This window comes from Marinobacter changyiensis (genome assembly GCF_009193265.1).
GTDB lineage: Bacteria > Pseudomonadota > Gammaproteobacteria > Pseudomonadales > Oleiphilaceae > Marinobacter > Marinobacter changyiensis.
This window is the reverse complement of record NZ_VZZZ01000003.1, coordinates 411,507-437,715: the sequence shown is the minus strand read 5'-3', so window position 1 is coordinate 437,715 and position 26,209 is coordinate 411,507. Positions and strand designations below refer to the sequence as shown.

The following is a 26,209-nucleotide window of genomic DNA, read 5'->3' as shown; positions in this document are numbered from 1 at the left end:
GCCGGGCGGGGCAGGGTTGCATGTTCATCTTTTTTGGGTGGTGCGGTGAGTCCGTCAACGCAGATGCCAGCACCTGATAATCTTCAAGTGTAGATAAATCAGGTAGTTAAGATGTGAATCAAATGCTTTATAGCAACTATTGTCAATAGCTCGATCTTTTTCGAGCTGCGTACCTGTATTTTGCCATTCAATGGATAATATTCCTTGGAATAATTGTCTATATTAGTAAAAATACGAACATATTGGAAAGTCCCGAACAAAAACAGAATACCGAGGCGGACATTATGAGTCAGTACATCCTAGCCATCGATCAGGGTACGACGAGCTCCCGGGCCATACTTTTCAATGCGGCCGGGGCTATCCACTCTATGAGTCAGCAAGAGTTCACACAGCACTTTCCCCATAGTGGCTGGGTCGAACACAACCCTGAAGATATCTGGAATACCGTACGTGACACTTGCCAGGATGTTATCCGCAAAGGTGGAATCAAGGCGTCACAGGTCGTCGTAGCAGGTATCACCAACCAGCGCGAGACCACGATCATCTGGGATCGCGAAACCGGCATACCTGTCCATAACGCGATCGTGTGGCAGGATCGGAGAACCGCTGAATATTGCGAATCACTGACGGAGCAGGGTCTCGAGTCCTTTATCAACGATAAGACCGGATTGCTGATTGACCCCTATTTCTCGGCTACGAAAATCCGCTGGCTTCTTGAAAATGTGCCCGGCTGCCGTGAGCGGGCAGAACAGGGCAAACTGGCGTTTGGCACAGTGGACAGCTTTCTGCTGTGGCGGTTAACGGGGGGGAGCTCCCATTACACGGATGCCACTAACGCCTCGCGTACTCTGTTATTCAATATTCATAGCCAGGAATGGGATGCGGACCTGCTGGAGCTTTTCGGTGTACCGGCCTCCCTGTTGCCGGAAGTGAAAGATTCGTCGGATGATTTCGGAAGCATAGACAGCGACTTGCTGGGGGCCAGCATCCCGGTATTCGGCATTGCCGGGGATCAGCAAGCTGCATTGTTCGGCCAGACCTGCTTTAAGGAGGGCATGGCGAAAAGTACATACGGTACCGGTTGTTTTCTGGTACTCAACACCGGGGGAAAAGCACTCAAGTCAGAGCATCGGTTACTGACCACGGTGGCCTATCGTCTCAATGGGGTACCGACCTATGCGCTGGAAGGCAGCATTTTCGTTGCTGGTGGGACGATCCAGTGGCTGCGGGACGGCCTTAAACTGATCAGTATGGCCAGCGACTCCGAACCTCTGGCGGAGCAGACGCCAGTGGATCACGGAGTTTACCTGTTGCCTGCGTTCACAGGTTTGGGCGCCCCCTACTGGGACCCGAACGCCCGTGGTGCCATTTTCGGCCTTACCAGGGATACCGGTATCAAGGAGATCGTTACAGCGGGTTTGCAGTCGGTGTGTTATCAAACCAAAGACCTGCAGAAGGCCATGGAGCGAGATGGTCTGCGCCCCATCGCCCTGAGAGTGGATGGGGGTATGGTAGCCAACAACTGGGTTCTGCAGTTTTTGTCGGATATTCTTGGCGCCACCGTGGATCGGCCGAAAATGGTCGAAACAACGGCGCTCGGGGTGGCCTACCTGGCTGGTCTGAAAGCCGGTATTTTTGCCTCCCTGGAGGCTCTTGAAGACCAATGGCAGTGTGACCGGCGGTTCAGTCCGGAGATGACCAAAGGAAATCGTGACAGTCTCTACGATGGCTGGGTTCTGGCGGTTAACAGGTTGCAAAGCGACAGAACAACCCCTTGAACTTTCGGCGGCCAGGTAACAGGCCGTCGCTATTTAACGCCCAGCTCTTTTAACTGCTTGTAAACCGTGTTGCGGCTGCAGCTGAGATGCCGGGCAGTGCGGGAAACATTGCCCGAATAGCGGCTGTAGATTTCCAGAATATTGGTGGCAGCCCCTCCCGTCTTTGTATTCTCTGAGCGCGACGCAGTGGCAACCAGAGGGAGTGGTTCGCTATGTGGCTCGGTGGCAGGAACCGGCTCCTTGCCCAACGCTTCCATTTCTCTTAAAAAGTCGTCCGGCAAATGCCACATATCGATGGGGTCTTCGCACGCCATGGCCAGGGCAACCTGCATCACACTGATTAGCTGCCGGATGTTTCCGGGCCACGGATGTTGTTCAAGCAGATCCAGCATGCTCTCTGGCATTTCACCGGGCTGATCGACGTCCCGGTGGCGTCGGTGCACTTGCTTGATGATCTGACGGCGGTCGTTTCGTTCTCTCAGGGCCGGTAATCGAATATTCAGGCCACTGACCCGGTAGTACAGATCCTGCCGAAACCGGCCCTCGTCCAGGCTCTCTTTCAAACAGCGGTTGGTGGCAGACACCAGACGGATATCTATCGGATAGGCTTCGGTAGACCCCAGCGGTGTTACCTCCCGCTCCTGCAACACCCGTAGCAACCTGGCCTGGGCACTGAGTGGCATCTCACCGATTTCATCGAGAAACAGCACACCCTGGTGAGCCTTGCGGATCAGCCCCGTTGCGCCCCGGCTGCTGGCGCCGGTAAAGGCGCCCTTTTCGTAGCCGAACAGTTCGGACTCCACCAGTTCGGCGGGTATGGCTGCGCAATTCACCGCTACAACCGGGAAATTCCGGCGGGCACTTATATGATGAAGGGCTTTCACAAATACTTCCTTGCCGACCCCGGTCTCTCCCTGAATCAGCAACGGAATGTCCCTATCGATGATTCTGCGGGCCTGATGGATGCATCGTTTCATTACCGGATCGCCGAACTCCATGTCTTCCAGCCGGATGTCAGTGCGGCTGACCTCCGATGGCTTTTCGGGGCCTGAAGGTACTGCAAAACGCGGTCCTGTATTCACCGACTCCATGGGCCGCCTGATCACACCGTAAAGCTTGCGGCCAGCAGCGGTCTTGAGCTCTAGTGCTGCCAGATCTGCCTGGTTTTTCAAGTTCGCCAGGGGCAGGTCAAATATCTCGGTGATAGTTCGCCGGGCAAGGGGGCGGTCCAGCAATCGCTCCGCCCGTTGGTTGCTCGCCACGACCAGACCCTCGGTATTAAACGCCACCAGGCCGGACCATTGACTGTCGAGGTTGTCCGCGTTGGTGTTAAAGGTAAGCACAAAGCAGGTCGCAGTGTAGTTTTTCACCATCAGTCGATTTTCCACCGATTGCGACATCAGGCGGACCATCCCCAGAGTGTGGGCCTGAGGCAAATAAGCATCACTGGAAACGTTGAGAACGCCCATCAGGTTGCGGTCGACATCGAAAATAGGCGCGGCAGAACCAATCATGATCCGGTTGGCCTTCAGGTAATGCTCACTGCGCTGAACCTGTACGGGATGTCCGCATGCGATGGCTGTGCCGATGGCGTTGGTGCCGTTGGATTGCTCCTGCCAGCAAGTGCCCTCGCGGAAGAACGGTTTCTTGTCGGAGTCGATGAATCGCCAGTCCCCCCAAGTGTTAAGGATTCGGCCTTTCGGGTCAGTCAGCAGAATCATGCACTGGCTATTGGACAGGATGTTTTCATAGTAGGGCAGAACTTCGCATTCTGTTGTTTCCACCAGCAACCTGTACTGCTCCCGGAGCTGTTCGCTTTCGGAAGGATTCATCTGCACCAGGGCAGGACGGGTGCTGTGGCTCAGCCCATAAGTCCGGCACCGCTCCCAGGACGCGTTTATCACTTCGGTGAATTCTCTGCTGCGAGCCAGGCTGTTCATCGCTCAGGTCCCTGTCTTGTATTTGTTCGGGTGTTTCGTATGAAACCACGTCGAGGCGAGCAGGAGGTGTTCAGTGTTCAGTATCTTGTTCATACACTGTTGATGTCAATGTTCAGAGTGATCAATAAAATTCGGAACCGAACATGGTGAATCCCGGATGAGACTTAAAGGACACGATAAAGCTCATTAGAAACAGCTTATTATAAAATAGTGGTAGGCGTTAATACGGATTTGGTATGTTCATTGCGTTGTCATATTCGCAATCGAACAAAAACAAGGACCAAATCTATGTCGTTAACCCTGGAAAATGTCTCCCGTGTGGTTGATGGCGTCCCGCATATTGCCGGAGCTGATATCACCTTTGAGGCGGGCTCCTTCAATGTTCTTTTGGGTCGAACCCTGGCAGGTAAGACCTCGCTTATGAGGCTAATGGCAGGGTTGGATAAACCGGACACCGGCAGAGTGCTGGTGGATGGGCGGGATGTCACGAATGAGTCGGTTCAACGCCGCAATATTTCAATGATCTATCAGCAGTTTATCAACTACCCGAACCTGACTGTCTGGGAAAATATCGCATCGCCTTTGCGCCTTGCCAGGATGAAAGAGGCTGAGGTTACCCGCAGGGTCAAGGAAACGGCCTTTATGCTGCAGATAGAACCTCTGCTCCAGCGTTATCCCCTGGAACTTTCCGGCGGCCAGCAGCAGCGTACGGCCATGGCTCGCGCACTGGTCAAGGATGCCAGCCTGATTTTGTTCGATGAGCCCCTGGTCAACCTTGACTATAAGCTGCGGGAAGAACTGAGAGCAGAATTGCGGGAACTGTTCAAAGAGCGCAACTGCATCGCTGTCTACGCCACAACGGAAGCTAACGAAGCGCTTGCTCTGGGTGGCGTTACAACGCTGTTGCACGAGGGCAATATTATCCAGTCGGGACCGGTGACGTCGGTGTACCGTCAGCCTTCTAGCGTAGCTGCGGCGGAACTGTTCAGTGAACCGCCGATTAACCTTATCAAGGGGCGGGTAACAGAAACCGAAGTCACCTTTGATGACTACGCCCATCACCCGCTGACCCGCAACCTGAGTAATCTTGTGCCTGGCGCCTATCAGTTCGGCGTGCGCCCCAGTCACATCAGTCTGGTGCCCCAGCATGACGATGATCTTGAGCTTTCAATGAGTGTTGAATTAGGGGAAATCAGCGGGTCTGAAACCTTCATGCACGTGAAGAATGATCACTTCCAGTTGGTGCTTCAGTTGATGGGGGTACACGAATACCACACCGATACGCCCATCAACGTGTATCTGCCGATCAGCAAGCTGTTCGTTTTCGCGGTGGACGGGGCCTTGATTCAAGCACCCGCCCATCTGTCCAGGGAGTAAGCCGACATGGCGGAAATTCAATTAAAATCACTAGCTCACAGCTACAGTAAAAACCCCTCCGGCCCGGAGGACTATGCCATTCGCCAGATGAGCCACGTTTGGCATAACGGTGGCGCATACGCTTTGCTCGGCCCCTCCGGGTGCGGGAAGAGCACCATGCTCAATATCATTTCCGGTTTGCTTCAGCCCTCCGAGGGCGAGGTTCTGTTTGATAACGTCAAGGTCAACGAGCTGTCGCCGAAAGATCGCAACATCGCCCAGGTATTTCAGTTCCCGGTGGTCTATGACTCCATGACGGTGTTTGACAACCTCGCGTTTCCGTTACGCAATGCGGGGATGCCCAAGGCCAGGATCAACGCCAAGGTGGAAGAGATTGCCGCCATTCTTGAGCTGGATAACGTGCTGCACAATAAAGCCAAGAACCTGACGGCGGATGAAAAGCAGAAGGTGTCCATGGGCCGGGGCCTGGTTCGGGATGACGTATCGGCCATTCTGTTTGACGAGCCGTTGACGGTTATCGACCCCCAGCTGAAGTGGAGACTGCGCCGCAAGCTCAAGCAGATCCATGAGCAGTTCAATATTACTATGGTCTATGTAACCCACGACCAGCTTGAAGCGTCGACTTTTGCCGACAAGATTGCGGTGATGTACGACGGTCAGATCGTCCAGTTCGGAACACCGAGAGAATTGTTTGAAAATCCCAACCACACTTTTGTTGGATATTTCATTGGTAGTCCGGGCATGAACCTGATTCCGGTTCAGCGCACGGAGACTGGCGTCGAGTTCGATAATATTCCGCTGATTATCCATCCGGATTTGCTGAGGCATATAGATGCCAGCACCTCGTCAAATATTAAAATCGGGATCCGTCCTGAATTCGTGTACCTGTCCAATACCCCATCTGATGACACCTATGAATGTCAGGTGAACTACATCGAGGATCTGGGCACTTATCAAATTGTTGCACTGGAACTCGGATCCCGGTCATTGCTGGCACGGATCGATGAGGACCAGATGATAGAAGGCGATACCGTGTATATCGGGTTTCCCCGGCAATGGTTGAAGCTTTATATCGATGAATTTCTGGTCGAGGGGGTGGCAGAGTGAACAAGGTACCCAATAACAAAGCCTGGTGGCTGGTGCTGCCGGTTTTCATCCTGGTGGCGTTTTCCGCGCTTATCCCGCTGATGACTGTGGTCAATTACTCGGTTCAGGACATCTTTGGCCCGGGCCAGGCCTACTTCGTGGGCACGGAATGGTTTGAAGAGGTTTTGGGTAACGAGCGGTTGCAGGCCTCCCTGGGTCGTCAGTTTCTTTTTTCCGCAGCTGTGCTGTTTATCCAGATTCCCCTGGGAATCGGCATCGCGCTGATGATGCCAACGACCGGAAAGCGCGCCTCGCTGTGCCTGATTCTGCTGGCCATCCCGTTGCTGATTCCCTGGAACGTCGTGGGTACCATCTGGCAGATATTTGGTCGCGGGGACATTGGTCTGTTCGGCTGGGGCCTGAACCAGCTCGGGGTCGATTATAACTACACCGCCAATACGGGAGATGCCTGGGCAACCGTGCTGTTGATGGATGTCTGGCACTGGACACCGCTGGTGGCGTTGCTCTGCTACTCCGGCCTGAGGGCGATACCGGAAGCTTTCTACCAGGCGGCGGAAATCGACCGCGCCTCCAGGTGGGCCATCTTCCGTTATATCCAGCTGCCTCGCCTCAAGAGTGTCCTGGTGATTGCGGTGCTGCTGCGTTTTATGGACAGCTTCATGATTTATACCGAGCCCTTTGTGCTGACAGGTGGCGGTCCGGGCAGCTCAACCACGTTCCTGAGCCAGACCCTGACCACCATGGCCATCGGTCAGTTCGATATTGGTCGGGCGGCGGCCTTTTCACTGATCTACTTCCTGATCGTGCTGTTGGTGTCATGGCTGTTCTTCACTGCAATAACCCACCTCGACAAACAAAAGTGAGGGCCTGGTGATGAACATGAATAAACGCAAAGGTTTTGGTATTACGGCATACATTATCCTGCTGATGCTGCCTATCTATTGGTTGCTGAACATGTCGTTCAAGACCAACCAGGAGATCCTGGGACAGCTGACGTTTTTCCCCCAGAACTTCACGCTGGCGAATTACGCGACGATCTTCACGGATCCAAGTTGGTACTCCGGTTACATCAACTCGATGATTTATGTCTCGATCAACGTGGTGATTACCCTGTTGGTGGCTCTTCCTGCAGCCTATGCCTTCAGCCGCTATAAGTTTGTGGGTGACAAGCATCTGTTCTTCTGGTTGCTCAGCAACCGCATGGCGCCACCCGCGGTGTTCTTGCTGCCGTTCTTTCAGCTCTATTCCTCTATCGGCTTGTTCGATACGCACATAGCGGTAGCGCTGGCGCATTGCCTGTTCAACGTCCCGCTGGCGGTATGGATTCTGGAAGGCTTTATCTCGGGCGTTCCTAAAGAGTATGACGAGATGGCCTATATTGATGGGTACAGCTTTCCGAAGTTCTTCGTGAAGATATTTATCCCGATGATTCGCTCAGGGATCGGTGTCGCGGCGTTCTTTGCTTTCATGTTCTCCTGGGTGGAATTGCTGTTGGCGCGAACCCTGACCTCGGTAGATGCCCAGCCCATTGGAGCGATCATGACGCGAACCATGGGGGCCAGCGGCATTGATTGGGGCGTGCTGGCTGCAGCGGGGGTATTGACCATTCTTCCGGGTTTGTTGGTGGTCTGGTTTGTCCGTAACCACATTGCCACCGGCTTTGCCCTCGGTCGGGTATAGGAGACGCATTATGATTGCCTGGATGAACTGGACCTTACCGGTCGCCATTTTCTTCGCCGTAATAGCCGCTATTCTTGTGGTGATGACGGTGTACGAAGTTGTTTCTCCCTGCACGGAGCGCAAGGGGTTTCTGCCCATCGCAACCACCCGGGGTGACCGGTTGTTTATCGGTCTGCTCACGAGTGCCTACATCAACCTGATGTTTCTGGGTTTAACCGAACTCAGCCTGTGGATCGCCCTGGCGGTCTCGGTGGTCTGGGTGGCCATACTGCTCCGCTGGGGCTGACTGACAGAGTTGTCCGAGTTGATGTTTTTTCGCAAACGAACTAATGTTTATTTTGTGGTCGAAAACGATCACCGGGTTGTTTTTGACCTGCCACATGACGGGTGACCGAATACTAACAATACAAACGAGGTTGGGTATGTTTAAAAATAACAAGTATCCGAAAGCGCTTTTACTAACCACGGCAGTGGGCGCTGCGAGTCTGGGTATGAGCCTGCAGGCTCATGCGGATCAGTATTCCGATGCTGCTGAAAAGTGGGTGTCTGAAGAATTCGCCACCTCAACTCTCAGCAAAGAAGAGCAGCTGAAAGAAATGGCCTGGTTTACGGAAGCGGCCAAGCAGTTCCGTGGCATGGAAATCAACGTGGTGTCTGAAACCATCGCCACTCACGAGTACGAATCCAATGTGTTGGCGAAAGCCTTCACTGACATCACCGGAATCAAGGTTAACCACAATCTGATTCAAGAAGGTGACGTCATCGAGAAACTGCAGACTCAAATGCAGTCGGGCCGCAATATTTTTGACGGCTTCATCAATGACTCCGACCTGATCGGTACCCATTACCGTTATGGGCAGGTAGTTCCCATTTCCGACATGATCGAAGGTGACGCCAAGGACCTCACCCTGCCGACACTCGATCTTGAAGATTTTATCGGTCTGGATTTCACCACTGCTCCTGATGGCAAAATTTACCAGTTGCCCACCCAGCAGTTTGCAAACCTCTACTGGTTCCGTGCCGACTGGTTTGAGCGTGAAGATCTGAAAGCGCAGTTCAAGGAACGTTACGGCTACGATCTTGGTGTGCCCGTTAACTGGTCTGCCTATGAGGATATCGCTGAATTTTTCTCAGTCCACGTGAAGGAGATCGACGGCGAGCGCGTATACGGCCATATGGACTACGGCAAAAAAGACCCCTCCCTGGGCTGGCGTTTCACTGACGCCTGGTTCTCCATGGCCGGCGGTGGCGATAAAGGCCTGCCAAATGGTCTGCCCGTAGACGAGTGGGGTATTCGGGTTGAAGATTGCCGTCCTGTTGGCTCCAGCGTAACCCGTGGTGGTGCTACCAATGCTCCCCCAGCCGTGTACGCCACCCAGAAGTATGTGGACTGGCTGCGTAAATACGCGCCACCTGAAGCTCAGGGCATGACGTTCTCAGAAGCTGGCCCGGTTCCGGCTCAGGGTAATATCGCGCAACAGATCTTCTGGTACACCGCCTTTACTGCAAGCATGAACAAGGAAGGGTTGCCGGTGGTGAATGCTGACGGCACGCCGAAGTGGCGTATGGCTCCGTCTCCGAAGGGTCCCTACTGGGAAGAAGGCATGAAGCTGGGCTATCAGGATGTGGGTTCCTGGACATTCATGAAGTCCACGCCTAAAGAGCGCCGTCTGGCGGCCTGGCTGTATGCCCAGTTTACCGTTGCCAAGACCGTATCCCTGAAGAAGACCCTGGTGGGTCTGACACCGATTCGGGATTCCGACATCCGGTCGGAGGCAATGACCGACGCTGCTCCCAAGTTAGGTGGCCTGGTCGAGTTTTACCGCAGCCCGGCACGGGTCCAGTGGTCGCCAACCGGCACCAACGTACCCGACTATCCCAAGCTGGCTCAGCTGTGGTGGCAGTATATTGCCCAGGCAGCCAGTGGTGAGCGTACGCCGCAACAAGCTCTTGACGGCCTTGCCGAAGCGCAGGACAAGATCATGGAGCGTCTTGAGCGTGCCAACGTTCAGGATATTTGCGGCCCCAAGCTGAACGAGCCGCGCGAAGCCAGTTACTGGCTGGACCAGCCGGGATCACCGAAGGCGAAACTCGTCAACGAGAAGCCACAAGGTGTGACGGTTGCCTATGAGGAGCTACTGAAAAGTTGGGAGCAGACTGAATAAGGTTTGATTCCACTGGGGGTTACCGGCCCGGCCCTGCCGTGACCGGTAATCTTCCCTCCACGACCGGACAGCACGATGCCCACCCGCGCCTTACGCGCTTGCTTGGCGATTGGATAAGTAGGCATTCTAACGGAGCGGGTTACTGCAAGGTCAGTGGTTTGCCCGCTTCGCGACGTTCCTGGCGCCACTCATCCGGCGTCTGAATCGCGGTTGCTCCCTCGAGATGGCTGATTATCTCGAAATAGTCGTTGCCGAGTTCGCCGGCCATGACCTGATCCCGCGGCTTACTTTTTACTACGTAGACGGTTTGCTGGTTCTGGTGGTCCAGAGCACGCCAGGTTTGCTCGTCTTTCAGCAGGGTATAGCTGTGACCTTCCAGAGCGCGAATCAGTGCTGCGGTAGTGGTCGAACCGGCGCGCTCAACTGCGTCTTTGTACTGATACACAATGCTGTAGGCGGAGGCCGCTGCCGTTGACGGCATAATTTCGTAGCGACTTGAGAAACTCTTCACGAATTCTTGCCCACGCTCGTATCCGAACTGGAACGGTGCCTGCCATACCCAGGGCGAGGCTCCGATGACGCCCTCCATGATGGTCTGCCCCGCCTGCCTTGCCATCCCCAGTGTGATGTTGGGAACCACAATCTGCATTTTGTCTTTCAGGCCCATCTCATAGGCCAGCGTGATTGCCCGCACCATGTCATCACCGAACAGCACCATGACCAGAACCTCCGCCCCGCTTTGGTCAGCTTGTTCCAGTGCGTTCTTGAAATCCGCAATGTAAGCCTGGGGGAAAGGTGTGGTTACACCCGGATGTGCATTGGCGTCCTTGGTGTTTGAAAATTTCCGAACCGACTTCTCGGTCGACCAGCCCCAGGTATAATCCGCTGTGATGTAGAAATACTTTTTGTTGGCCAGTTCTGTGCTCAGGTATTGACTGAGAGCCTTGGCTGCCATCCAGGCGTTATAGGATTCCCGGAACATATGGGTGTGCCCGGCACTGCCGGTGGTTGCGTTGGAGTAGGTCAGGGTGCCGAAATAAAGGCGGTCCCGGGCTTTTGCGGCCAGGCCGGAAGAAATGGCCACCGCACTTGAGACGCCCCCGAACACCATCCCGACGTTGTGGTTGTCGATAAGGTCTGCAGTATTTTTGGCACCTCTATCCGGATCGCCGCCGGTATTACGAATCACCAGCTCCACCTGCTGGCCACGGATTCCTCCGGCCGCATTGATTTCATCAACCGCGAGAAAAGCTCCCAGCCGCTGCTGTAGCCCCTGATCTTTGTAGCGGCCGGTTTGCGGATAGTTAAGACCGATTTTCAGGGTTTCTGCGGCCACTGGCGCGGCAGCCAGCAATAACAAAAGACCGCTTATAACTATCGTTTTTCTACGGATCATGTTCAATGCTCCCATGAGCGCTATTCGGGCAGTTCGGTACCCGTTTTTATTATTCAGACAGTTGCGGCTCAGACACTACTCAGCGTCGATCAGTGTCCGGCCCGGAGTAGAGCTGGACAATGGGACCAAGGTCCAAAATCGGGATACAGGTTGTATGCAGGTGTAACGCTCTGTGAGCGTATTACCCAAGTTTGTTTCTTGCCGTGCTTCGGAACGGGATAGCGGGAAGGAGAAATAGATAGCCCGCAAGTTAAAGCTTACGGGCTAAAACAGCGATTAACGCTCTGAACTGTTTCGGCGGGGGCCTGACTGGCTCTTCATGAAGGTATCGAGTCCTTCAGAACCCATATCTGAAAGCACTTTACCGATGGAGTGACGGGCCTCAGGATTTACCCCGAGTAGGAAACCGGTCGCGAAGGCACCGCCGGCAACCAGAGGGAAGTTCTTCTTGAGTATCCGCTCCAGGCGCCTGGAGGCATCCTTCATTGCCACGGCATCCCGCATGAGTCCCGACAGGTCGTCCGTCGGGGTTTCGGTGGAATGCGGCAGCGCTGAAGGACGGGCGCCCATCATGGCACGACAAACCAGCACCAGCAGCAGCGCCAGCACCAGCAGCGCAAGACCGGTCAATGCGGCGGCGGCTGCCGACGTGAACCACAACTCCAGGGTCAGATAGAGACCTGCCACCAGGAAACCCAGCCCCACGAAACCAACCAGAATCGAGAAACAGAGCATCGCTACAGACAGCATGGCCTGTATCAGAGTTTCACGCATAATGGCTTACCTTAGCGGCGTGATTGCACTAGTAGACCGGTGATCAGGCCAATAATGAAAGTCAGCAACACGCTGCTGAAGGGTTTTTCTTCGATTTGTGATTCCACCGCTTTACCGGCTTGCCGGGCATTCACCCGAGCTTGGTCGATGCCGTCCTTGACCTTGTCATAACCTTTTTCGCTGCGGTCGGCCGCGATGGTTTTGAGGGTTTCAGTGATAGAGCGCATGTCTTCGCGCAGTTGAGTGACCTCGTTACGCAGTTTATCTACATCCTGTTCTGCCATGGTGTTGCTCCTTATAAGGTTATTTGAATCAGTGGCTATGCTTTTTGTGCCCATTCAGCATAGCTCACCTTGCAAGTAGTTATAGCAAATAAGGCACTTTAATAGGGTAAATCACATGACAATCTATACACAAATCACACAAATCATCGAAGATGCAGTTCTGAATCAGTCTTCCGGTTGGCTAAGATTCACCCACTGATGTGACAGCCAGTAAAAGCGCCCATCACCGGCCGGGTAGGTACAATTATAGCGAAAGCGTCGACTGTTGAACGCGGCATCTGCGGTCATGGCAACTTGTTGGCCATCCTTTTGAATGGTCAGTTTGCCCTGACCGGAAGCGAAACAGGTCAGACGACCCGGGTCCAGCGAGTCGGGCAGAGTCATGGCTAATTCGGGTGGGTTATCCGATATTACCGCACTGGGTAACTGGTCTGCCGCAACAGGCAATGCCTTGCTGAGCAGCTTGTGTTCCAGGCTATCGAGTTGGCCATAAGCGGTTGCCATCGGGAATCGCGGGAGCCGGGTGATACCGGATGTGGCGCCAATCGGACCTGACTGCTGGCCGAAACCGAGCCAGTCCCGCTCTGCAATCGCCTGTTCCAGCTTGTGGTCGAATTCGCCATAGGGATAGGCGTGCATGGGTATGCGGACATTCAGCCGGTCTTCAAGCGCTGTCTGGGCCCCGTCCAGGCTGGCGGTGATCCGGGCTTGCCATTGATCCTCTGGTTCCCCGGGTTTCTGGGCCAGGTGGCCATGATCCTTGCTGTGATTGGCGATTAAAACGCCGGGTTGATTGGCAAACTCAGCCAGCTGATCCCAGGTCATGAAGCCGCGTCTCCCGACAGCGTCGGTGTTGACGAAAACCGTAAACGGAAACCCTCTTTCGAACAGCAACGGAGCTGCGGTCTGATAAACCGAGCTGTAGGCGTCATCAAACGTGATGGCAACCTGTCTGCGGTTATCCAGTTCGCCTGCCAGCGCCGCTCGGGTGCCACTCTCCAAAGCCACCACTTCCAGCCCGAGACTCTCGATCATCCCGAGCTGGTCCTCGAATAATGAGGGCGTTGTGCTGGTCGCCGCCGGTGTCGAGTCGCTGACATGGTGATACTGCAGCACCACCAGGTCAGCATTCGCCAGGGGTGCTGTTGCAATCAGCGCTGCGGTGGCCAAGGTACCTGCTCTCATAAACTCTCCTGTTTCAGCGGGTCGCTATCCCGGCTGTAGTGACGCCGCAAGGTGCCGAAGGCCTCATTCAGCCGTTGTACCCGGTCGGTATTGCCACCCCGGTCCGGGTGTGCCTGCATTACCGCTCGACGGAATCGGTATTTGACGTCCTCAAAATGGGCCGGCAGCTCTCCAAAGCCCAGTGTATCCGCCGCTTTCTCGGCTTCGTCGGAGGCAGGGCGTTGCCCAACACGACCTGACCAGAAATCATTCATCATCTTGCTGATGTTGTCCGCCGACAAACTGTATTGGCGAAGGTCCAGATAAAAAGCTCTGAGTTTATCCACTTCCGCCACCGGACCCTGGCCAGCTACCGCCGACGGTGTCGTCAGCCGGATTGCCAGCGGTGAGATATCGATACCTTCGCTCTGGCCACCCAGTGCGTCGCGGAGCCGGTAGAGCACATGGAAAACCAGAAAGTGGACGGGATAGAGGTCCGCCGGGTCTGCGAAATCCACATGATCCAGCAATTGCCAGGGCGGACTCTGCAGTGCCTTGATCAAGGCGAGCTCAGAGACACCGCCAGGTTCGTTCCGGAGGAGGGCTTCCACTGCAATCATGAGATGCTGAACACGCTCGGTAACCGCCGGTGGAATGTCCGGCGGTGCTGCCAATGGGCTGGATTTTGATGGAGGCTCGGAAGTAAACGTCATAGGGCTATGGTAAGACAGGCACGCCCGTTACGAAAGTCTCTCCAGTCCTCGGGCCAGGTTTTTCCTGGTGGTGTGACGAAAGCCGCGCTCCTCACGTATAATTGCCAGCTCATTGTTTACGTAAATGTGTTCCAACTATGTCTCTTTCGACCGTTTTTGTTTCTGAGAAGTCTGAATCCACCAATCCACCTGCAACGGCAGGTGATTCGTCATCACCACTGCCGCCGGAGGCAGTGGTGGAACCCGGCCGCAAGGCCCAGCTTGAATACAACAAGCTGCAAAAACGCTTACGGCGGGAAGTCGGCCAGGCTATTTTCGATTTCTCCATGATCGAAGCGGGTGACAAGGTCATGGTTTGTCTGAGCGGCGGCAAAGATTCCTATGCCATGCTAGACATTTTGATGAGCTTGCAAAAAAGTGCACCGGTCAGATTCGAGATTTTGGCGGTCAATCTCGACCAGAAACAGCCGGGTTTTCCGGAACAGGTATTGCCTGAGTATCTTTCCGACCTTGGCGTCGAATACCACATCATCGAGAAAGACACCTACAGTATTGTCAAAGACAAAATCCCCGAAGGTAAAACGACCTGCGGCCTTTGTTCACGGCTGCGTCGGGGTATTCTATACAACTTTGCCGAGCAGCACGGAGTGACCAAGATTGCACTCGGCCACCATCGGGACGATCTGCTGGAAACCCTGTTTCTTAACATGTTTTACGGGGGCAAGCTGAAAACCATGCCGCCCAAGCTGCGCAGTGATGATGGTCGCAATGTGGTCATCAGGCCGATGGCTTACTGTCGGGAAAAAGATCTGGCCCGGTACGCCGTGATGCGTGAGTTCCCCATCATTCCGTGCAATTTGTGCGGGTCTCAGGAGAATCTTCAGCGCCAGGTAGTCAAGGACATGTTGCAGGGCTGGGACAAACAGCACCCCGGGCGTCTGGAAACCATGTTTCGCGCTGTATGCAACGTGACGCCGTCCCATCTGGCGGATACCTCCCTGTTTGATTTTTCGCTGGGCAGCAAACCGTCAGTTGGGGATCAGACTGATTCCGTAAATGGCGAGAAGGAGCCGGATTACAGCCGGTTGGATGTGTTGAATCTGTAGCCTAGAGGCCAGCCCCAGCGCAAAACGCATGTCCTCATCATAACCAATCGGTGCATTTTCGAACGCGCTGACGCTCTTATAGCCTGGGCTGCCCATAGCAGCAGGCGAACTTGTGTTCACCCCGGTCACATCGGCTGAACAAGCAGGTAATTGGCGTATTCCTCGCGTAGGGGCTTTGGCACCTTCAACATTCGCAGGCGGACCTGGACATTCAGGTCCGCGTTGGTCAGGCGAGTATTCTGCTCCCCGTCCTCACTCGTCGCTTCCGTTGACAGCTCTCAGGCTCGACTCTGCGTGCAGCAAGCGCGTTGAATTTAATAACGGCCAGCAGCGATTCGAAGTCAACATTGTTCGGTTGGCAAAGAAGTGAACATCCTGAAAAATAAAAAGTCGACCTTGTATTTTAATAAATACTTTCTAGTATTAATTTCGATGGTCAATAATTGACCAGTTTTGCACTTTGTTTGTGGTTGTTTTCCCCCCAACGGATACGCAGTTGTAACGAAAATTGCCGAGTTTGATTGTTTCCGCGGTTTGAGCGCAGGGAGCGTCTCGCATGTCCGTAATCAGCCTTCCGCAAGCTACGCTGCCGCTGGCAGGTATTGCTGTTATTTCCCGCAGAGTTCTCGTTGTTGTTGCCCTGGCTGGCAGGAACATCCTGCCGATTGTAAACCGGAGTAATATTTTCCCGCTGCTGGCAGCAAGATTACATGCTGTATTCCTACCCCGAAGTAGCCCAGTCCGAGCGTAAACATGAGTTCATCAGCACAAAATCTGCATGGAGAGTGGAATCATGAAGACGTTAACCTTACTGCTATTGGCCGGCTGTCTGCTGTCGCCGACCCGGGCGCTTGCCCAGGAGAATGAGAAAAAGCCAAACATCCTTGTGATCTGGGGCGATGATATCGGCACCTGGAATATCAGCCACAACAACCGCGGCATGATGGGCTATGAGACGCCCAACATCGATCGTATCGCCGATGAAGGCATTGCCTTCACCGACTATTATGCCCAGCAATCCTGCACTGCCGGGCGAGCCGCCTTTGTCGGCGGCATGACGCCGGTCCGGACCGGCATGACCAAGGTTGGGCTGCCGGGTGCATCAGAGGGCTGGAAGGAATCTGACATCACGGTCGCGGCGGTCATGAAATCCCTTGGTTATGCCACCGGACAGTTTGGAAAGAACCACTTCGGCGATCGGGACGAACACTTGCCAACCAATCACGGCTTCGACGAGTTCTTCGGTAATCTCTACCACCTCAATGCTGAGGAGGAGCCGGAACATCGCGACTATCCGGGCGACTACGTCCTGCCCAGCGGCGAGACTTTTGAACAGAAGTGGGGGCCGCGCGGGGTGCTCAAAGTGACGGTTAACGATGACGGCACTCAAGCCATCGAAAATACCGGTCCGCTGACCAAAAAACGCATGGAAACCATCGACGAGGAAACTCTCCAGGCGGCCAAGGACTTCATCAAACGGAAGCACGAGGCCGGTGAGCCCTCCTTCACCTGGTGGAATGCCACGCGCATGCATTTCCGCACCCACGTAAAGGAAGAGAATACTGGCATCAGCGGCGCGAGCGGTAACGAGTATCACGACGGCATGGTCGAACATGATAGGCATGTTGGCGAGCTTCTCGACCATATTGATGAACTCGGCATCGCTGATAACACAATTGTGTTTTATTCGACCGATAACGGCCCGCACTACAACACCTGGCCGGACGCTGGCACCACGCCGTTCCGTAGTGAGAAAAATTCCAACTGGGAGGGGGCATATCGCGTACCTGCCTTTGTGCGCTGGCCGGGGAAATTTCCCGCGGGCGAAACGATTAACGGCATCGTTGCCCATGAAGACTGGATGCCCACTTTTGCCGCCGCTGCCGGCAAAGGCGATCTCAAGGAAGACCTGCTTGATGGCTACGAGGCCATCGGTCGTGATTACAGGAACCATCTAGATGGCTACGACATGACCGAGTACCTGTCCAAAGCCGGCAGCTTCGAAGCGATTGAGGACGACATTGCGGCATCCCCTCGCAAGGAGTTCTGGTACTTCAACGATGATGGCCAGATGGTGGCAATCCGCCTGGGTGACTGGAAGTCGGTGTTCTATGAAAACCGCGCTGAGGCCTTCGAGGTCTGGCGGGAGCCGTTTATAGAGTTGCGTGTGCCGCTGCTTTTCAACCTGCGCCGCGACCCGTTCGAGAAGGCACAGCATAACTCCAACTCCTACAACGAATGGTTCCTCGATCGCGCTTTTGTCTTGGTTCCGATGCAGGCGGCGGCGGCTCAGTTTGCGCAGACCTTTATCGAATACCCGCCGAGCCAGAAGCCTGGTTCGTTCAACCTTCAGGGGATCGTCGACAAGCTCAAGGAAAGCAGTGGGGCGCGTTGATCGTTCATCGCATCTCCTCAAAGCGCGCCCGTCGCAGTCACCGGGCGCGCTCCCCTCAACCGACCCAAGGGATGGACCAATGTTCTCAAGACTTTTTTTGATTGTATTTTTTCTGGTCCCGAATCTCGCTTTGGCGGCTGAGCCACCGCCGTCCTGGAATGATGGCGAAAGCCGGACTGCCATCCTGAATTTTGTCGACGCTGTCACCGCCGAGAGCAGTCCGGATTTTGTTCCGCAGCCCTCGCTCGTGTTCCTGTTCCCGAAGTAAACAACGAATGTGACATGAGAAAACCGATAAGGGCGCTGCGCTAGAGGCAGAAGGTTGTACGCAAATGCGGAAGGAACAATCGCCTCAAAAATAGAAAAAAGGAGCCTGACATGAAAAATCTGATTGCAAATTCAATGCTGGCTGTATCGCTCGCTTTGTGGAGCCTCGGGTCGGCGGCTCAGACCAAGGAGAAGAGTGAGGGCGGCAACCTCAAGCCGTCGGATAAGGAGCGGTTCTTCAATCAGTCGGGCTACTCGCCCTATGCCGGACGGAACTATTCGACACGTCCGCTTTGGGGCGAGCAGCACCTCCATACCTCGTGGTCAGGTGATGCCATCGCAGCCGGAACCAGTGTAGGCCCTGATGAGGCACTGAGCTACGCGCAAGGAGCAGAAATCACCTCTAGTTCCGGGCAACAGGTCAAGCTATCCCGGCCGTATGACTGGATGGTTGTGACCGATCACTCGGACGCTCTTGGCGTGATGACCGGTGTGCTGGCCGGTAACCCGGAGCTGATGGAAGATCCTGTGTTAAAGAAGTGGCATGAAGCGATGAATGCCGGTGGTGAAAAGGCGTCTGCCGTCGTGATGGAGATTATTACGCTCCAGGGCCAGGGTAAGCTACCGAGTGCGATGAGTGACAAAGAGGTCCAGCTTGATATGTGGCAGAAAATGACCGAGATCGTCGAGAGTCACAACGACCCCGGTCACTTCTCGGCGATGATCGGCTATGAATGGACATCAAACTATGGCGGCGGCAATAACCTGCACCGCAACGTAATCTACCGGGACGGCAAGGCGCTCGCCGACCAGGTTCGCCCGTACACGACATTCGAGTTCGACAGTGACATTCCTAACCACCTTTGGGACTGGATGGCCATGTACGAAGAGGAAACCGGGGGCAAGGTTCTCGCGATACCTCACAACGGCAACCTGTCCAACGGGCTCATGTTCGCCACCGAAACACCGGACGGCGAACCCATTGACGAGGAGTGGGTCAAGCAACGCCAGCGTTGGGAACCGCTTTACGAAGTCAGCCAAAGCAAAGGCACGTCTGAGCAGCACCCAAGTCTGGCACCCACAGACGAATTTGCTGACTTTGAAATCTGGGACAAAGGCAACCTCAACGTGGTACCCAAAGAACCCGGCATGATCGAGTATGAATATGCCCGCGAGGCGCTGAAACGCGGTCTGGCGCTCGAAGACGAGTTTGGCACCAATCCATTCAAATTTGGCCTAGTGGGATCCACGGACAATCACACCGGCATTTCATCAGCAGAAGAGAATAACTACTTTGGCAAGTTCCCTTCCAGTGAACCTGGCCCGGAGCGTTCCACCGGCAATGCTTTCGATTTTGAAGGCCGTACGGTGAAAGACTGGAAGCTGGGCGCCTCTGGACTGACTGCGGTTTGGGCGCAGGAAAACACCCGTGAATCCATCTGGGACGCGATGAAACGCAAAGAGGTGTATGGCACGACCGGCACACGGATGATGGTGCGCTTTTTCGGCGGTTGGGATTTTGAGGAGAGCGATACTGTTGGCCGCAACCTCGGTGCGGTGGGTTATGGCAAGGGCGTCCCCATGGGTGCTGACCTTCCTGCTGCTCCGGAGGCATCGTCTGCACCTTCGTTCCTGGTCGCGGCCATGAAGGATCCAGATTCCGGCAACCTGGACCGGATTCAAATCGTCAAAGGCTGGCTCGACGAAAACGGTAACACCCGGGAACAGATCTATGATGTGGTCTGGGCCGGTGATCGCGAGCCCGGCGAGGATGGCAAAGTCCCGATGATTGGCAGCACTGTGGATGTGGAGAAGGCGAGTTGGACAAACAGCATCGGCGCTTCGGAGCTTATCACTGTCTGGAGTGATCCGGACTTCGATGCGAGCCAGAGCGCCTTCTACTATGCACGTGTTGTCGAAATTCCAACACCGCGCTGGACGGCCTATGACGCGGCCTATTTCGAGGATGCAAACTTTTCTGATGACGTTCCGATGACTGTCACAGAACGCGCTTACACGTCGCCGATCTGGTACTCCGCATCCAATTGACAGGGAAGTTTTTGCTGATGACTCGCTTTATGGTCACTGGAATTTAGATCATGATTATTCGCCGCGTCGTTCGCTCGCCGCTGGCTCATTTCTTTGTCCTCGGCGGGCTGATTTTTGTCTTGTTCGCCGCGATCAGCGACGAACCGCCTCCTTCGTTACAGGAGGATATCGTTCTTACGCCGGGCGAGGCTCAGCGTCTTGCGGATCAGTTTGCTGATACGTGGCGGCGAACGCCGACCGCTGAGGAGCTTGAAAGCCTGATGCAGTCCTGGGCTCAGGAAGAGGTCTTCGCCCGGGAAGCAATCGCGCTGGGTCTCGACCGGGGGGATGCGATCATTCAGAGTCGATTGAGCCAGAAAATGCAGTTTGTGGCGGAGTCCGCCGCGGGTTCAATTGAGCCAACCGACGAGGCGCTCGCGGCTTATCTCAAAAACAATCGTGATCGCTTTGCCCGCTCCCCCGCTTTTGCTATCGAGCAGGTTCTTCTGCCAGCCAATGCGAACCGCGAGGTTATCGACGGGTTTCTTGCCGAACTGGAGAATGGTTCGGTCGCCTCAGCCGTGGGTGAGGCGACGCTGCTCCCCACCGCTCTTCCCAAGACGCCGGCGCCAGCCATTGATGCAATATTCGGCAGGGGCTTCCATGACGCACTGGAGCCCCTTACGCTGGGGCAATGGTCGGGGCCGGTTGCAAGCAGTCGTGGCCGCCACCTGGTCAGGGTGACTGATAGAGAAGACGCGCAACTTCCTCCGCTTGCCGATATTCGTGATCGCGTTGAAGCGAAATGGCGGGCCAGCAGGGCCAGGGAGATGCGTGAAAGTTATGGCAAAGCCTTACTCGATCGCTACGACATTACCTTACCTTCGGCGGCGGACGTATTAAGCCAATGACGCGAGGTATCTTCATCCTGCTGGTCGCTCTTTCAAGCTGGCTACCGCTTTCGGCGTCAGGTCATGCGCTCGATCCTGGCTATCTGGAACTGTCGGGCCTGGGTGATGAGCGTTGGCGGGTGACCTGGCGAGTGCCTGATGTTAACGGACGGCCGATGCCGATACAGGTGATCCTGCCGGCAGCCTGCGAAGCGACCAGTCCGCCCGAACCCAGCTTCGATGGGCGAGCCTGGGTGGCAGGATGGATAGCGACCTGCCGCGGTGGACTGGCCGGTGGGGAAATCAGGATTGCGGGACTCGAGAAGATGCGAACCGACACACTCGTCCGCTATGAACTGGACCCCGGCAAAACACAGGTTCATCGACTGACATCGGATAGCATCGCCTTTCAGGTGCCGGATGAGGCGGGTGTCTGGGATATTGTGGCGAGCTACGTGGTCCTCGGCATCACCCATATTCTGGAAGGCGTGGACCATCTGCTTTTTGTCTTTGCGCTTCTGTTGCTGATCAAGGATTGGCGGCGGCTGTTCTGGACGATCACCGCGTTTACCGCTGCACACAGTATGACACTCGCATCGGCGTCTCTTGGCTGGATCAGTCTACCTTCCCCTCCGGTGGAAGCCGTTATCGCGCTTTCCATCGTCTTCCTCGCTTACGAGCTGGCGCGTCCGCCTGAGCAACGCGATGCCGTCACCGAACGCTTTCCCTGGCTTGTTTCCTTTGCCTTCGGTCTGATTCACGGTCTGGGATTTGCCGGAGCACTGGCTGAAATAGGGCTGCCCGACGGCGATATTCCTCTGTCACTGTTCGCCTTCAACGTGGGGGTTGAGATGGGGCAGATCCTGTTTATCGTGGTGGTGCTCGCCCTCGGCGCACTGCTGCGGCGCCTGTTCGTTGAAGTTGATCGCCATTCCCGCGTGTTGACTCAGATTGCAAGCTATCCCATTGGTGGTGTCGCCGCTTTCCGTGTCATTGAGCGTATGACGGGATTCTAGGTGTGCAGTGTCATGGGCGTGTTCCAGCTTCCTGGTAGTCTGAAAACACTTACCTCCTTCAATGTCCCATCATCCAGTGGCCCAACGGGATGGTCCAGAGCCCAAAACCGATCAATAGCAGGCCGGCAAGCTGCCGGAAGTGGCGCTGGGTGCGGAGGTGTTTGATCCAGCTTGCTGCATAGCCAGTAGCCAGCATGGAGGGCAGGGTGCCCAGCCCGAAACACAGCATCGTCAGGGCAGCTGTGGCTACCGTGGGTTGCAGTGCCGCCCAGCCAAGGGTGCTGTAAACCAGCCCGCAGGGCAGCCAGCCCCAGAGCATGCCCAGGGCGAGAGCCTGCCGGGGGTGTTTGACCGGAATAAAGTGCCTGGTCAGCGGCGAGAGTTTTCGCCAGAGCGGTGCGCCCAGCCGTTCTACGTGACGTATACCCTGCCACCATTGACCCATCGCAAGCCCCATACCGATTAACAGCATGCCCGCCACAGTTCGCAAAATACCGCCAAGATGAACCCAGCTATCGGCTGCCCTTGTACTGAGCAGGGCGATCAGGGATGCCAACAACACATAACTGCCGATGCGCCCGCCATTGAACGCCAGCAGCATCAATGTCTGGCGCCAACGGAAGCCCGGGCCTACCGGTAACGCCATGGAGAGCGACGCACTGATCCCGCCGCACATGCCCAGGCAATGGGTGCTACCCAGAAAGCCGATCAGGAACGCGCCGGGATAGCTGAGGTATAAGTCCGGACCCATTAGCGAGGAGCATCCGGTCCGGAGTTTCGGTCAGAGGCGGGGGGCGTCTGTCCGGGCTCCGGTTTCTTTTCTTCGGGTTTGTTCTCTTCGGATTTGTTCTCCTGGGGATCCTGTTCTTGCGCTTCCTGCTTTTCTGCCTTGGTCAGATCCTGGCGGGCATCCTTTGGAATCATGTCTTTGTCATCGTCGTACAGGATGCGATGAGCCGGGCCATCCAGGTCATCATACTGGCCGTTTTTCACGGCCCAGGAAAACAGCAATATACCCAGCGCTACAAGCACCAGGGTGACCGGCACCAGTATCAGTACTATTTCCACGGTGAGACCTCAGGTTGTTTCATTGCTGTTGATACCGTATCAGGCTGTCGGGTAAGCGCCAACCGACGTTGTAACCGGTTTTGTCCGGTCCTGGGGCCCACTTTGGCTCCGGTTAAGACGCAAGGCGTTCAACACCACCAGCAACGAGCTCAGGGACATGCCTATGGCGGCCAACCACGGCGGGACCAGGCCGGCGGCGGCTACCGGCAGGGCGCACAGGTTGTACCCCAATGCCCAGCCAAGGTTCTGGCGAATGACCCGCCGGGTTTGTTTGCCCGCTTCGATAGCCGCGACCAGTTGCCGTAACTGGCCATTCAATAACACGGCGTCTGCCTTGAGGCGGGTCAGATCGGCAGCGGACCCCATGGCAACCGAGACGCCCGCTCCGGCCATGGAAGGTAGGTCATTGAGGCCGTCACCGACCATCATCACCGTATGGCCGTCGTTCTGAAGTGCTTTCAGGTAGGCCAGTTTCTGTTCCGGTGAGGATTGCCCGACTGCTTCGTCGATTCCGAGTTTCGCGGCTACCCGAGCGACATGGTTCGAGCGGTCACCGCTGAGTAGTACGGTTTTCATTCCGGCCTGCCTGAACCCGGAGACCGCTTGAAACGCATCTTCCCGGAGCTGGTCGTCAAGGGTAAAACAGGCGAGCCATTGGTTTTCATTGGCGAGCCAGACTTCAATGCCATCCCCCGGGGTGTGGTCTGGCTGCGGATGCGCTACCCGAGCCCTCACGAAGTCAGCATGGCCGATGAAAAATGTGTCTCCCTCTGCGGTGCCCTGCAATCCGCCTCCGACGTGGTTTTGTATGGAATCCATCGGGTGCTGCCGGATCCCGGCGAATGCCCCGGCGATCGGGTGCTCGGAGGCCCGTTCCAGCCCGGCCGCCAATTCCAGGCAGGTTTTCGGGTCCAGGCCAGCGAAGGTGTGGGTCTCGATGAGCGTAAGCTCGCCCCGGGTCAGGGTGCCTGTTTTATCGAAAACCACGGTGTCGATTGTGCTGAGGGATTCCAGGGTATGCCCCCGGGTAGGGAGAAATCCGAGTTTTCTGAGCCTTAACGTCGCACTGGTAATGGCGGTCGGCGTGGCGAGTGACAGCGCGCAAGGGCAGGTAACCACCAGAACAGACAGGGTGATGGCGAACGCGTTGTCTGCACCGAAATACCACCATCCCAGCCACACCAGAGGCGCGATGATCAGCACGCGGCTGACAAAGATCCCGGCGATCCGGTCTGCCGTGCGAGCGATGGGTGGCTTCTCGGCCTGGACCCGATCAAGAATCCGCAGGATGCCTGACAGTCGGGTTTTTGCGCCAGCCCGGACCACCTCCAGCAGCAGGGGACCTTCGCCGTTAATGCTTCCGGCGTAAGCCGTATCTCCGGGATGGCGGGTTTCGGGCAGGTATTCGCCAGTCAAGGCCGCCTCATTGAGCGTTGAATGGCCCTCCACTATGGTGCCGTCAACAGGAATGGTTTGCCCCGGTTTGATGGCAATCTGATCGCCAGCTTTCAGGGTGTGTACTGCGACGATGTCTTCTGTGCCGTTATGTCGTAAAGATGCTACCGAAGGCTGGTATGTCCCCAGGGCGTTACCGGTGAGGCCGGCGCGATAACGGGCCTGCATTTCAATATAGCGCCCCAGCGAGAGGAAAAAAGTGAACATGCAGACCGATTCGAAATATACCTCCTCGCCACCGAACACAGTAACCCAGGCGCTGGCACCAAAGGCCAGCCCGATGGCCACAGCGACCGGAACATCCATGGTCATGTGACGGCTTCTGAAATCTCTCAGGGCATTGCTGAAAAACGGGCGCGCGCTGTACAACACCACGGGGGTTGCCACCAGAAGGCTGAACCAGCGGAACAGTTGGATGAATTCTGCGGAAAGATCGTTGATCAGTTCAAAATAAAGTGGAAACGCGAGCATCATGCTCTGCATGGTGCCAAGGCCGGCGACGCAGAGGCGGATGATAGCTTTGCGTTTTTCAATTTGCAGGGCTTTTTCCGCTTCATCGGCCTGATAGGGACGAGCAGAGTAACCCAGGGTGTGAACCGCAATCAGAAGATCGCTGAGCTTTACCCGGTCGGGTGCCCAGACCAATCGCGCACGTTGGGTGGAGTGGTTGACGGTGAACTCGATGACACCGTCTTGCAAGGCTAGATGGTTTTCCAGCAACCAGATGCAGGCGGCGCAGGTGATTCCCTCAATCAACAACTGGGCTTCCAGACCACCCTTGACCGGAACCACAAAGGAATCCTGCACCAGTTTATGGTCAAGCTCCCGAATTCTTTGCAGTTCTGATGCGGTAAGAGCTTTGGGAGTAACCGCAGGCTCCGTGCGGTGACTGTAGAAACCTGCAAGACCCTCTGCCGTTATGGTTTCGCAGACCGCCTTGCAGCCGTAACAGCAGAACGAGCGGGTCTCTCCCTCAAGTTCCAATGTTATCGTAGGGAGTCCGATAACCGGCTCTTCGCAGTGAAAACACGACGTTTGGGTCACCCCTGGCCTATGATTCCCGGGCTGAGCTCCAGCGGCCGACCGGCGGGAAGGCTGGTTTCACCTTTGAGCCGCCACTGGTTTTCCGGGCCCCGCAAGTCAAGATACCAGCGTCCGTCGAGGCCTTTGGGCAACGCAGCAGAATAGCGCCCACCGGAAGTGGGCTGCAATTGGATGGTGCGATCCCGTTCCGCCAGAGTCGGATGGAACAGATTGAGAATCAGATAGGGAAAACGGCGCTCTCCGGAGGTGCTATCCAGCGTCAATTCAAGTCGCTCACCTGAAAAGTCCAGTTCGGCATACAGGCCGAGGTCGGCCGCTTTGGTGTCCCTGGCCAGTTCGGCATTGATACCCCGGCCTTCTTTGGAGTAGTCGTCGGAGACCATGTCATTATCGGAATTCAGTGCCACGGTGATCGCTATGGTGCACCAGATAACGGACATGCCGGGGAATATCAGCAAGAACCAGAACCAGGGCTGGCGATACCAGGGTGACACGTTCGTTGATTCAGTCATGATGCGTCTTTCGCCTTCTTGATAAGGTCACTTGCAGGCCCTCTCTGTTT

General features: G+C 55.6%; 23 protein-coding genes. 13 read left to right on the top strand and 10 right to left on the bottom strand.

The features are described from left to right. Positions 1-284 precede the first annotated feature (284 nt). Positions 285-1,778, top strand: coding sequence for a glycerol kinase GlpK (gene glpK / locus F6Y09_RS10735; protein ID WP_152206916.1), 1,494 nt, complete (start codon positions 285-287; stop codon positions 1,776-1,778). Between the two features lie 29 nt (positions 1,779-1,807). On the opposite strand, the gene F6Y09_RS10730 is transcribed toward glpK, so the two are convergent. After that, positions 1,808-3,718: a sigma-54-dependent Fis family transcriptional regulator gene (locus tag F6Y09_RS10730; RefSeq protein WP_152206915.1), complete on the bottom strand. Its 1,911-nt coding sequence runs from the start codon at positions 3,716-3,718 to the stop codon at positions 1,808-1,810. Positions 3,719-4,006: 288 nt separating this feature from the next. Between F6Y09_RS10730 and F6Y09_RS10725 the strand changes: the two genes are divergently transcribed. The 6 genes from F6Y09_RS10725 to F6Y09_RS10700 all read left to right on the top strand — a co-directional run bounded on the left by F6Y09_RS10725 (position 4,007) and on the right by F6Y09_RS10700 (position 10,047). Further along, entirely contained in the window at positions 4,007-5,095 is a 1,089-nt protein-coding gene (locus tag F6Y09_RS10725; protein WP_152206914.1) for an ABC transporter ATP-binding protein, read from the top strand. Between the two features lie 6 nt (positions 5,096-5,101). Further along, a complete protein-coding gene (locus F6Y09_RS10720; protein WP_152206913.1) occupies positions 5,102-6,202 on the top strand; it encodes an ABC transporter ATP-binding protein in 1,101 nt (366 codons plus the stop codon). Continuing rightward, the gene (locus tag F6Y09_RS10715) at positions 6,199-7,065 is read left to right on the top strand and encodes a carbohydrate ABC transporter permease (protein ID WP_152206912.1); all 867 of its coding nucleotides are present in this window, start codon (positions 6,199-6,201) and stop codon (positions 7,063-7,065) included. Before F6Y09_RS10720 ends, F6Y09_RS10715 begins: the two co-directional genes overlap by 4 nt. Positions 7,066-7,081: 16 nt before the next feature. Continuing rightward, on the top strand, positions 7,082-7,882 hold the full coding sequence (locus F6Y09_RS10710; protein ID WP_246180468.1) for a carbohydrate ABC transporter permease: 801 nt from the start codon (positions 7,082-7,084) through the stop codon (positions 7,880-7,882). A gap of 10 nt (positions 7,883-7,892) precedes the next feature. Further along, complete coding sequence (locus F6Y09_RS10705) at positions 7,893-8,168, top strand: DUF2160 domain-containing protein (RefSeq protein WP_152206910.1); 276 nt, start codon at positions 7,893-7,895, stop codon at positions 8,166-8,168. A 136-nt stretch (positions 8,169-8,304) separates the two neighbouring features. Beyond that, complete coding sequence (locus F6Y09_RS10700) at positions 8,305-10,047, top strand: ABC transporter substrate-binding protein (protein ID WP_152206909.1); 1,743 nt, start codon at positions 8,305-8,307, stop codon at positions 10,045-10,047. Positions 10,048-10,186: 139 nt separating this feature from the next. Here F6Y09_RS10700 and F6Y09_RS10695 read toward each other — a convergent pair whose 3' ends face one another. From F6Y09_RS10695 to F6Y09_RS10675, 5 genes are all read right to left on the bottom strand, one after another. Next, the gene (locus F6Y09_RS10695) at positions 10,187-11,443 is read right to left on the bottom strand and encodes an ABC transporter substrate-binding protein (RefSeq protein ID WP_152206908.1); all 1,257 of its coding nucleotides are present in this window, start codon (positions 11,441-11,443) and stop codon (positions 10,187-10,189) included. A 276-nt stretch (positions 11,444-11,719) separates the two neighbouring features. Next, positions 11,720-12,217, bottom strand: coding sequence for a hypothetical protein (locus F6Y09_RS10690; protein WP_152206907.1), 498 nt, complete (start codon positions 12,215-12,217; stop codon positions 11,720-11,722). Between the two features lie 11 nt (positions 12,218-12,228). After that, complete coding sequence (locus tag F6Y09_RS10685) at positions 12,229-12,501, bottom strand: hypothetical protein (protein WP_152206906.1); 273 nt, start codon at positions 12,499-12,501, stop codon at positions 12,229-12,231. Positions 12,502-12,666: 165 nt separating this feature from the next. Beyond that, positions 12,667-13,686 carry a polysaccharide deacetylase family protein gene (locus F6Y09_RS10680; RefSeq protein WP_152206905.1) on the bottom strand — a complete coding sequence of 340 codons (1,020 nt, stop codon included), beginning with the start codon at positions 13,684-13,686 and terminating at the stop codon, positions 12,667-12,669. Then, positions 13,683-14,378: a DNA-J related domain-containing protein gene (locus F6Y09_RS10675; protein WP_152206904.1), complete on the bottom strand. Its 696-nt coding sequence runs from the start codon at positions 14,376-14,378 to the stop codon at positions 13,683-13,685. The genes F6Y09_RS10680 and F6Y09_RS10675 overlap by 4 nt, the downstream gene beginning before the upstream one ends. A 137-nt stretch (positions 14,379-14,515) precedes the next feature. Here F6Y09_RS10675 and ttcA point away from each other — a divergent pair, with 137 nt between their 5' ends. From ttcA to F6Y09_RS10645, 6 genes are all read left to right on the top strand, one after another. After that, a complete protein-coding gene (gene ttcA / locus F6Y09_RS10670) occupies positions 14,516-15,484 on the top strand; it encodes a tRNA 2-thiocytidine(32) synthetase TtcA (protein ID WP_152206903.1) in 969 nt (322 codons plus the stop codon). Positions 15,485-16,277: 793 nt separating this feature from the next. After that, a complete protein-coding gene (locus tag F6Y09_RS10665; RefSeq protein WP_152206902.1) occupies positions 16,278-17,879 on the top strand; it encodes an arylsulfatase in 1,602 nt (533 codons plus the stop codon). Positions 17,880-17,958: 79 nt separating this feature from the next. Further along, positions 17,959-18,147 carry a hypothetical protein gene (locus F6Y09_RS10660; RefSeq protein WP_152206901.1) on the top strand — a complete coding sequence of 63 codons (189 nt, stop codon included), beginning with the start codon at positions 17,959-17,961 and terminating at the stop codon, positions 18,145-18,147. A 110-nt stretch (positions 18,148-18,257) separates the two neighbouring features. Then, positions 18,258-20,195, top strand: coding sequence for a DUF3604 domain-containing protein (locus F6Y09_RS10655; RefSeq protein WP_152206900.1), 1,938 nt, complete (start codon positions 18,258-18,260; stop codon positions 20,193-20,195). A gap of 50 nt (positions 20,196-20,245) precedes the next feature. Continuing rightward, entirely contained in the window at positions 20,246-21,085 is an 840-nt protein-coding gene (locus F6Y09_RS10650; protein WP_152206899.1) for a peptidyl-prolyl cis-trans isomerase, read from the top strand. Continuing rightward, on the top strand, positions 21,082-22,080 hold the full coding sequence (locus tag F6Y09_RS10645; RefSeq protein WP_152206898.1) for a HupE/UreJ family protein: 999 nt from the start codon (positions 21,082-21,084) through the stop codon (positions 22,078-22,080). The genes F6Y09_RS10650 and F6Y09_RS10645 overlap by 4 nt, the downstream gene beginning before the upstream one ends. Positions 22,081-22,138: 58 nt before the next feature. On the opposite strand, the gene F6Y09_RS10640 is transcribed toward F6Y09_RS10645, so the two are convergent. From F6Y09_RS10640 to F6Y09_RS10625, 4 genes are read right to left on the bottom strand one after another with little or no spacing between them, the layout of a single operon-like run. Next, complete coding sequence (locus tag F6Y09_RS10640) at positions 22,139-22,831, bottom strand: sulfite exporter TauE/SafE family protein (protein ID WP_152206897.1); 693 nt, start codon at positions 22,829-22,831, stop codon at positions 22,139-22,141. After that, positions 22,831-23,148 carry a cbb3-type cytochrome oxidase assembly protein CcoS gene (ccoS, locus tag F6Y09_RS20555; protein WP_246180467.1) on the bottom strand — a complete coding sequence of 106 codons (318 nt, stop codon included), beginning with the start codon at positions 23,146-23,148 and terminating at the stop codon, positions 22,831-22,833. The genes F6Y09_RS10640 and ccoS overlap by 1 nt, the downstream gene beginning before the upstream one ends. A 39-nt stretch (positions 23,149-23,187) precedes the next feature. Beyond that, entirely contained in the window at positions 23,188-25,647 is a 2,460-nt protein-coding gene (locus F6Y09_RS10630; protein WP_152206896.1) for a heavy metal translocating P-type ATPase, read from the bottom strand. Next, positions 25,644-26,159 (bottom strand): FixH family protein, encoded by a 516-nt coding sequence (locus tag F6Y09_RS10625; protein WP_152206895.1) that lies wholly within the window; start codon positions 26,157-26,159, stop codon positions 25,644-25,646. Before F6Y09_RS10625 ends, F6Y09_RS10630 begins: the two co-directional genes overlap by 4 nt. Between the last annotated feature and the right edge of the window lie 50 nt (positions 26,160-26,209).

What these genes read in the sequence shown, in the direction of transcription:
- glpK (WP_152206916.1), top strand. Translation starts at nt 285, where the DNA reads ATGAGTCAGTACATCCTAGCCATCGATCAGGGTACGACGAGCTCCCGG.
- F6Y09_RS10700 (WP_152206909.1), top strand. Translation starts at nt 8,305, where the DNA reads ATGTTTAAAAATAACAAGTATCCGAAAGCGCTTTTACTAACCACGGCA.
- F6Y09_RS10710 (WP_246180468.1), top strand. Translation starts at nt 7,082, where the DNA reads ATGAATAAACGCAAAGGTTTTGGTATTACGGCATACATTATCCTGCTG.
- F6Y09_RS10665 (WP_152206902.1), top strand. Translation starts at nt 16,278, where the DNA reads ATGAAGACGTTAACCTTACTGCTATTGGCCGGCTGTCTGCTGTCGCCG.
- F6Y09_RS10655 (WP_152206900.1), top strand. Translation starts at nt 18,258, where the DNA reads ATGAAAAATCTGATTGCAAATTCAATGCTGGCTGTATCGCTCGCTTTG.
- F6Y09_RS10695 (WP_152206908.1), bottom strand. Translation starts at nt 11,443, where the DNA reads ATGATCCGTAGAAAAACGATAGTTATAAGCGGTCTTTTGTTATTGCTG.
- F6Y09_RS10675 (WP_152206904.1), bottom strand. Translation starts at nt 14,378, where the DNA reads ATGACGTTTACTTCCGAGCCTCCATCAAAATCCAGCCCATTGGCAGCA.
- F6Y09_RS10660 (WP_152206901.1), top strand. Translation starts at nt 17,959, where the DNA reads ATGTTCTCAAGACTTTTTTTGATTGTATTTTTTCTGGTCCCGAATCTC.
- F6Y09_RS10725 (WP_152206914.1), top strand. Translation starts at nt 4,007, where the DNA reads ATGTCGTTAACCCTGGAAAATGTCTCCCGTGTGGTTGATGGCGTCCCG.
- F6Y09_RS10720 (WP_152206913.1), top strand. Translation starts at nt 5,102, where the DNA reads ATGGCGGAAATTCAATTAAAATCACTAGCTCACAGCTACAGTAAAAAC.
- F6Y09_RS10705 (WP_152206910.1), top strand. Translation starts at nt 7,893, where the DNA reads ATGATTGCCTGGATGAACTGGACCTTACCGGTCGCCATTTTCTTCGCC.
- F6Y09_RS10640 (WP_152206897.1), bottom strand. Translation starts at nt 22,831, where the DNA reads ATGGGTCCGGACTTATACCTCAGCTATCCCGGCGCGTTCCTGATCGGC.
- F6Y09_RS10645 (WP_152206898.1), top strand. Translation starts at nt 21,082, where the DNA reads ATGACGCGAGGTATCTTCATCCTGCTGGTCGCTCTTTCAAGCTGGCTA.
- F6Y09_RS10730 (WP_152206915.1), bottom strand. Translation starts at nt 3,718, where the DNA reads ATGAACAGCCTGGCTCGCAGCAGAGAATTCACCGAAGTGATAAACGCG.
- F6Y09_RS10690 (WP_152206907.1), bottom strand. Translation starts at nt 12,217, where the DNA reads ATGCGTGAAACTCTGATACAGGCCATGCTGTCTGTAGCGATGCTCTGT.
- F6Y09_RS10650 (WP_152206899.1), top strand. Translation starts at nt 20,246, where the DNA reads ATGATTATTCGCCGCGTCGTTCGCTCGCCGCTGGCTCATTTCTTTGTC.
- F6Y09_RS10625 (WP_152206895.1), bottom strand. Translation starts at nt 26,159, where the DNA reads ATGACTGAATCAACGAACGTGTCACCCTGGTATCGCCAGCCCTGGTTC.
- ttcA (WP_152206903.1), top strand. Translation starts at nt 14,516, where the DNA reads ATGTCTCTTTCGACCGTTTTTGTTTCTGAGAAGTCTGAATCCACCAAT.
- F6Y09_RS10685 (WP_152206906.1), bottom strand. Translation starts at nt 12,501, where the DNA reads ATGGCAGAACAGGATGTAGATAAACTGCGTAACGAGGTCACTCAACTG.
- F6Y09_RS10680 (WP_152206905.1), bottom strand. Translation starts at nt 13,686, where the DNA reads ATGAGAGCAGGTACCTTGGCCACCGCAGCGCTGATTGCAACAGCACCC.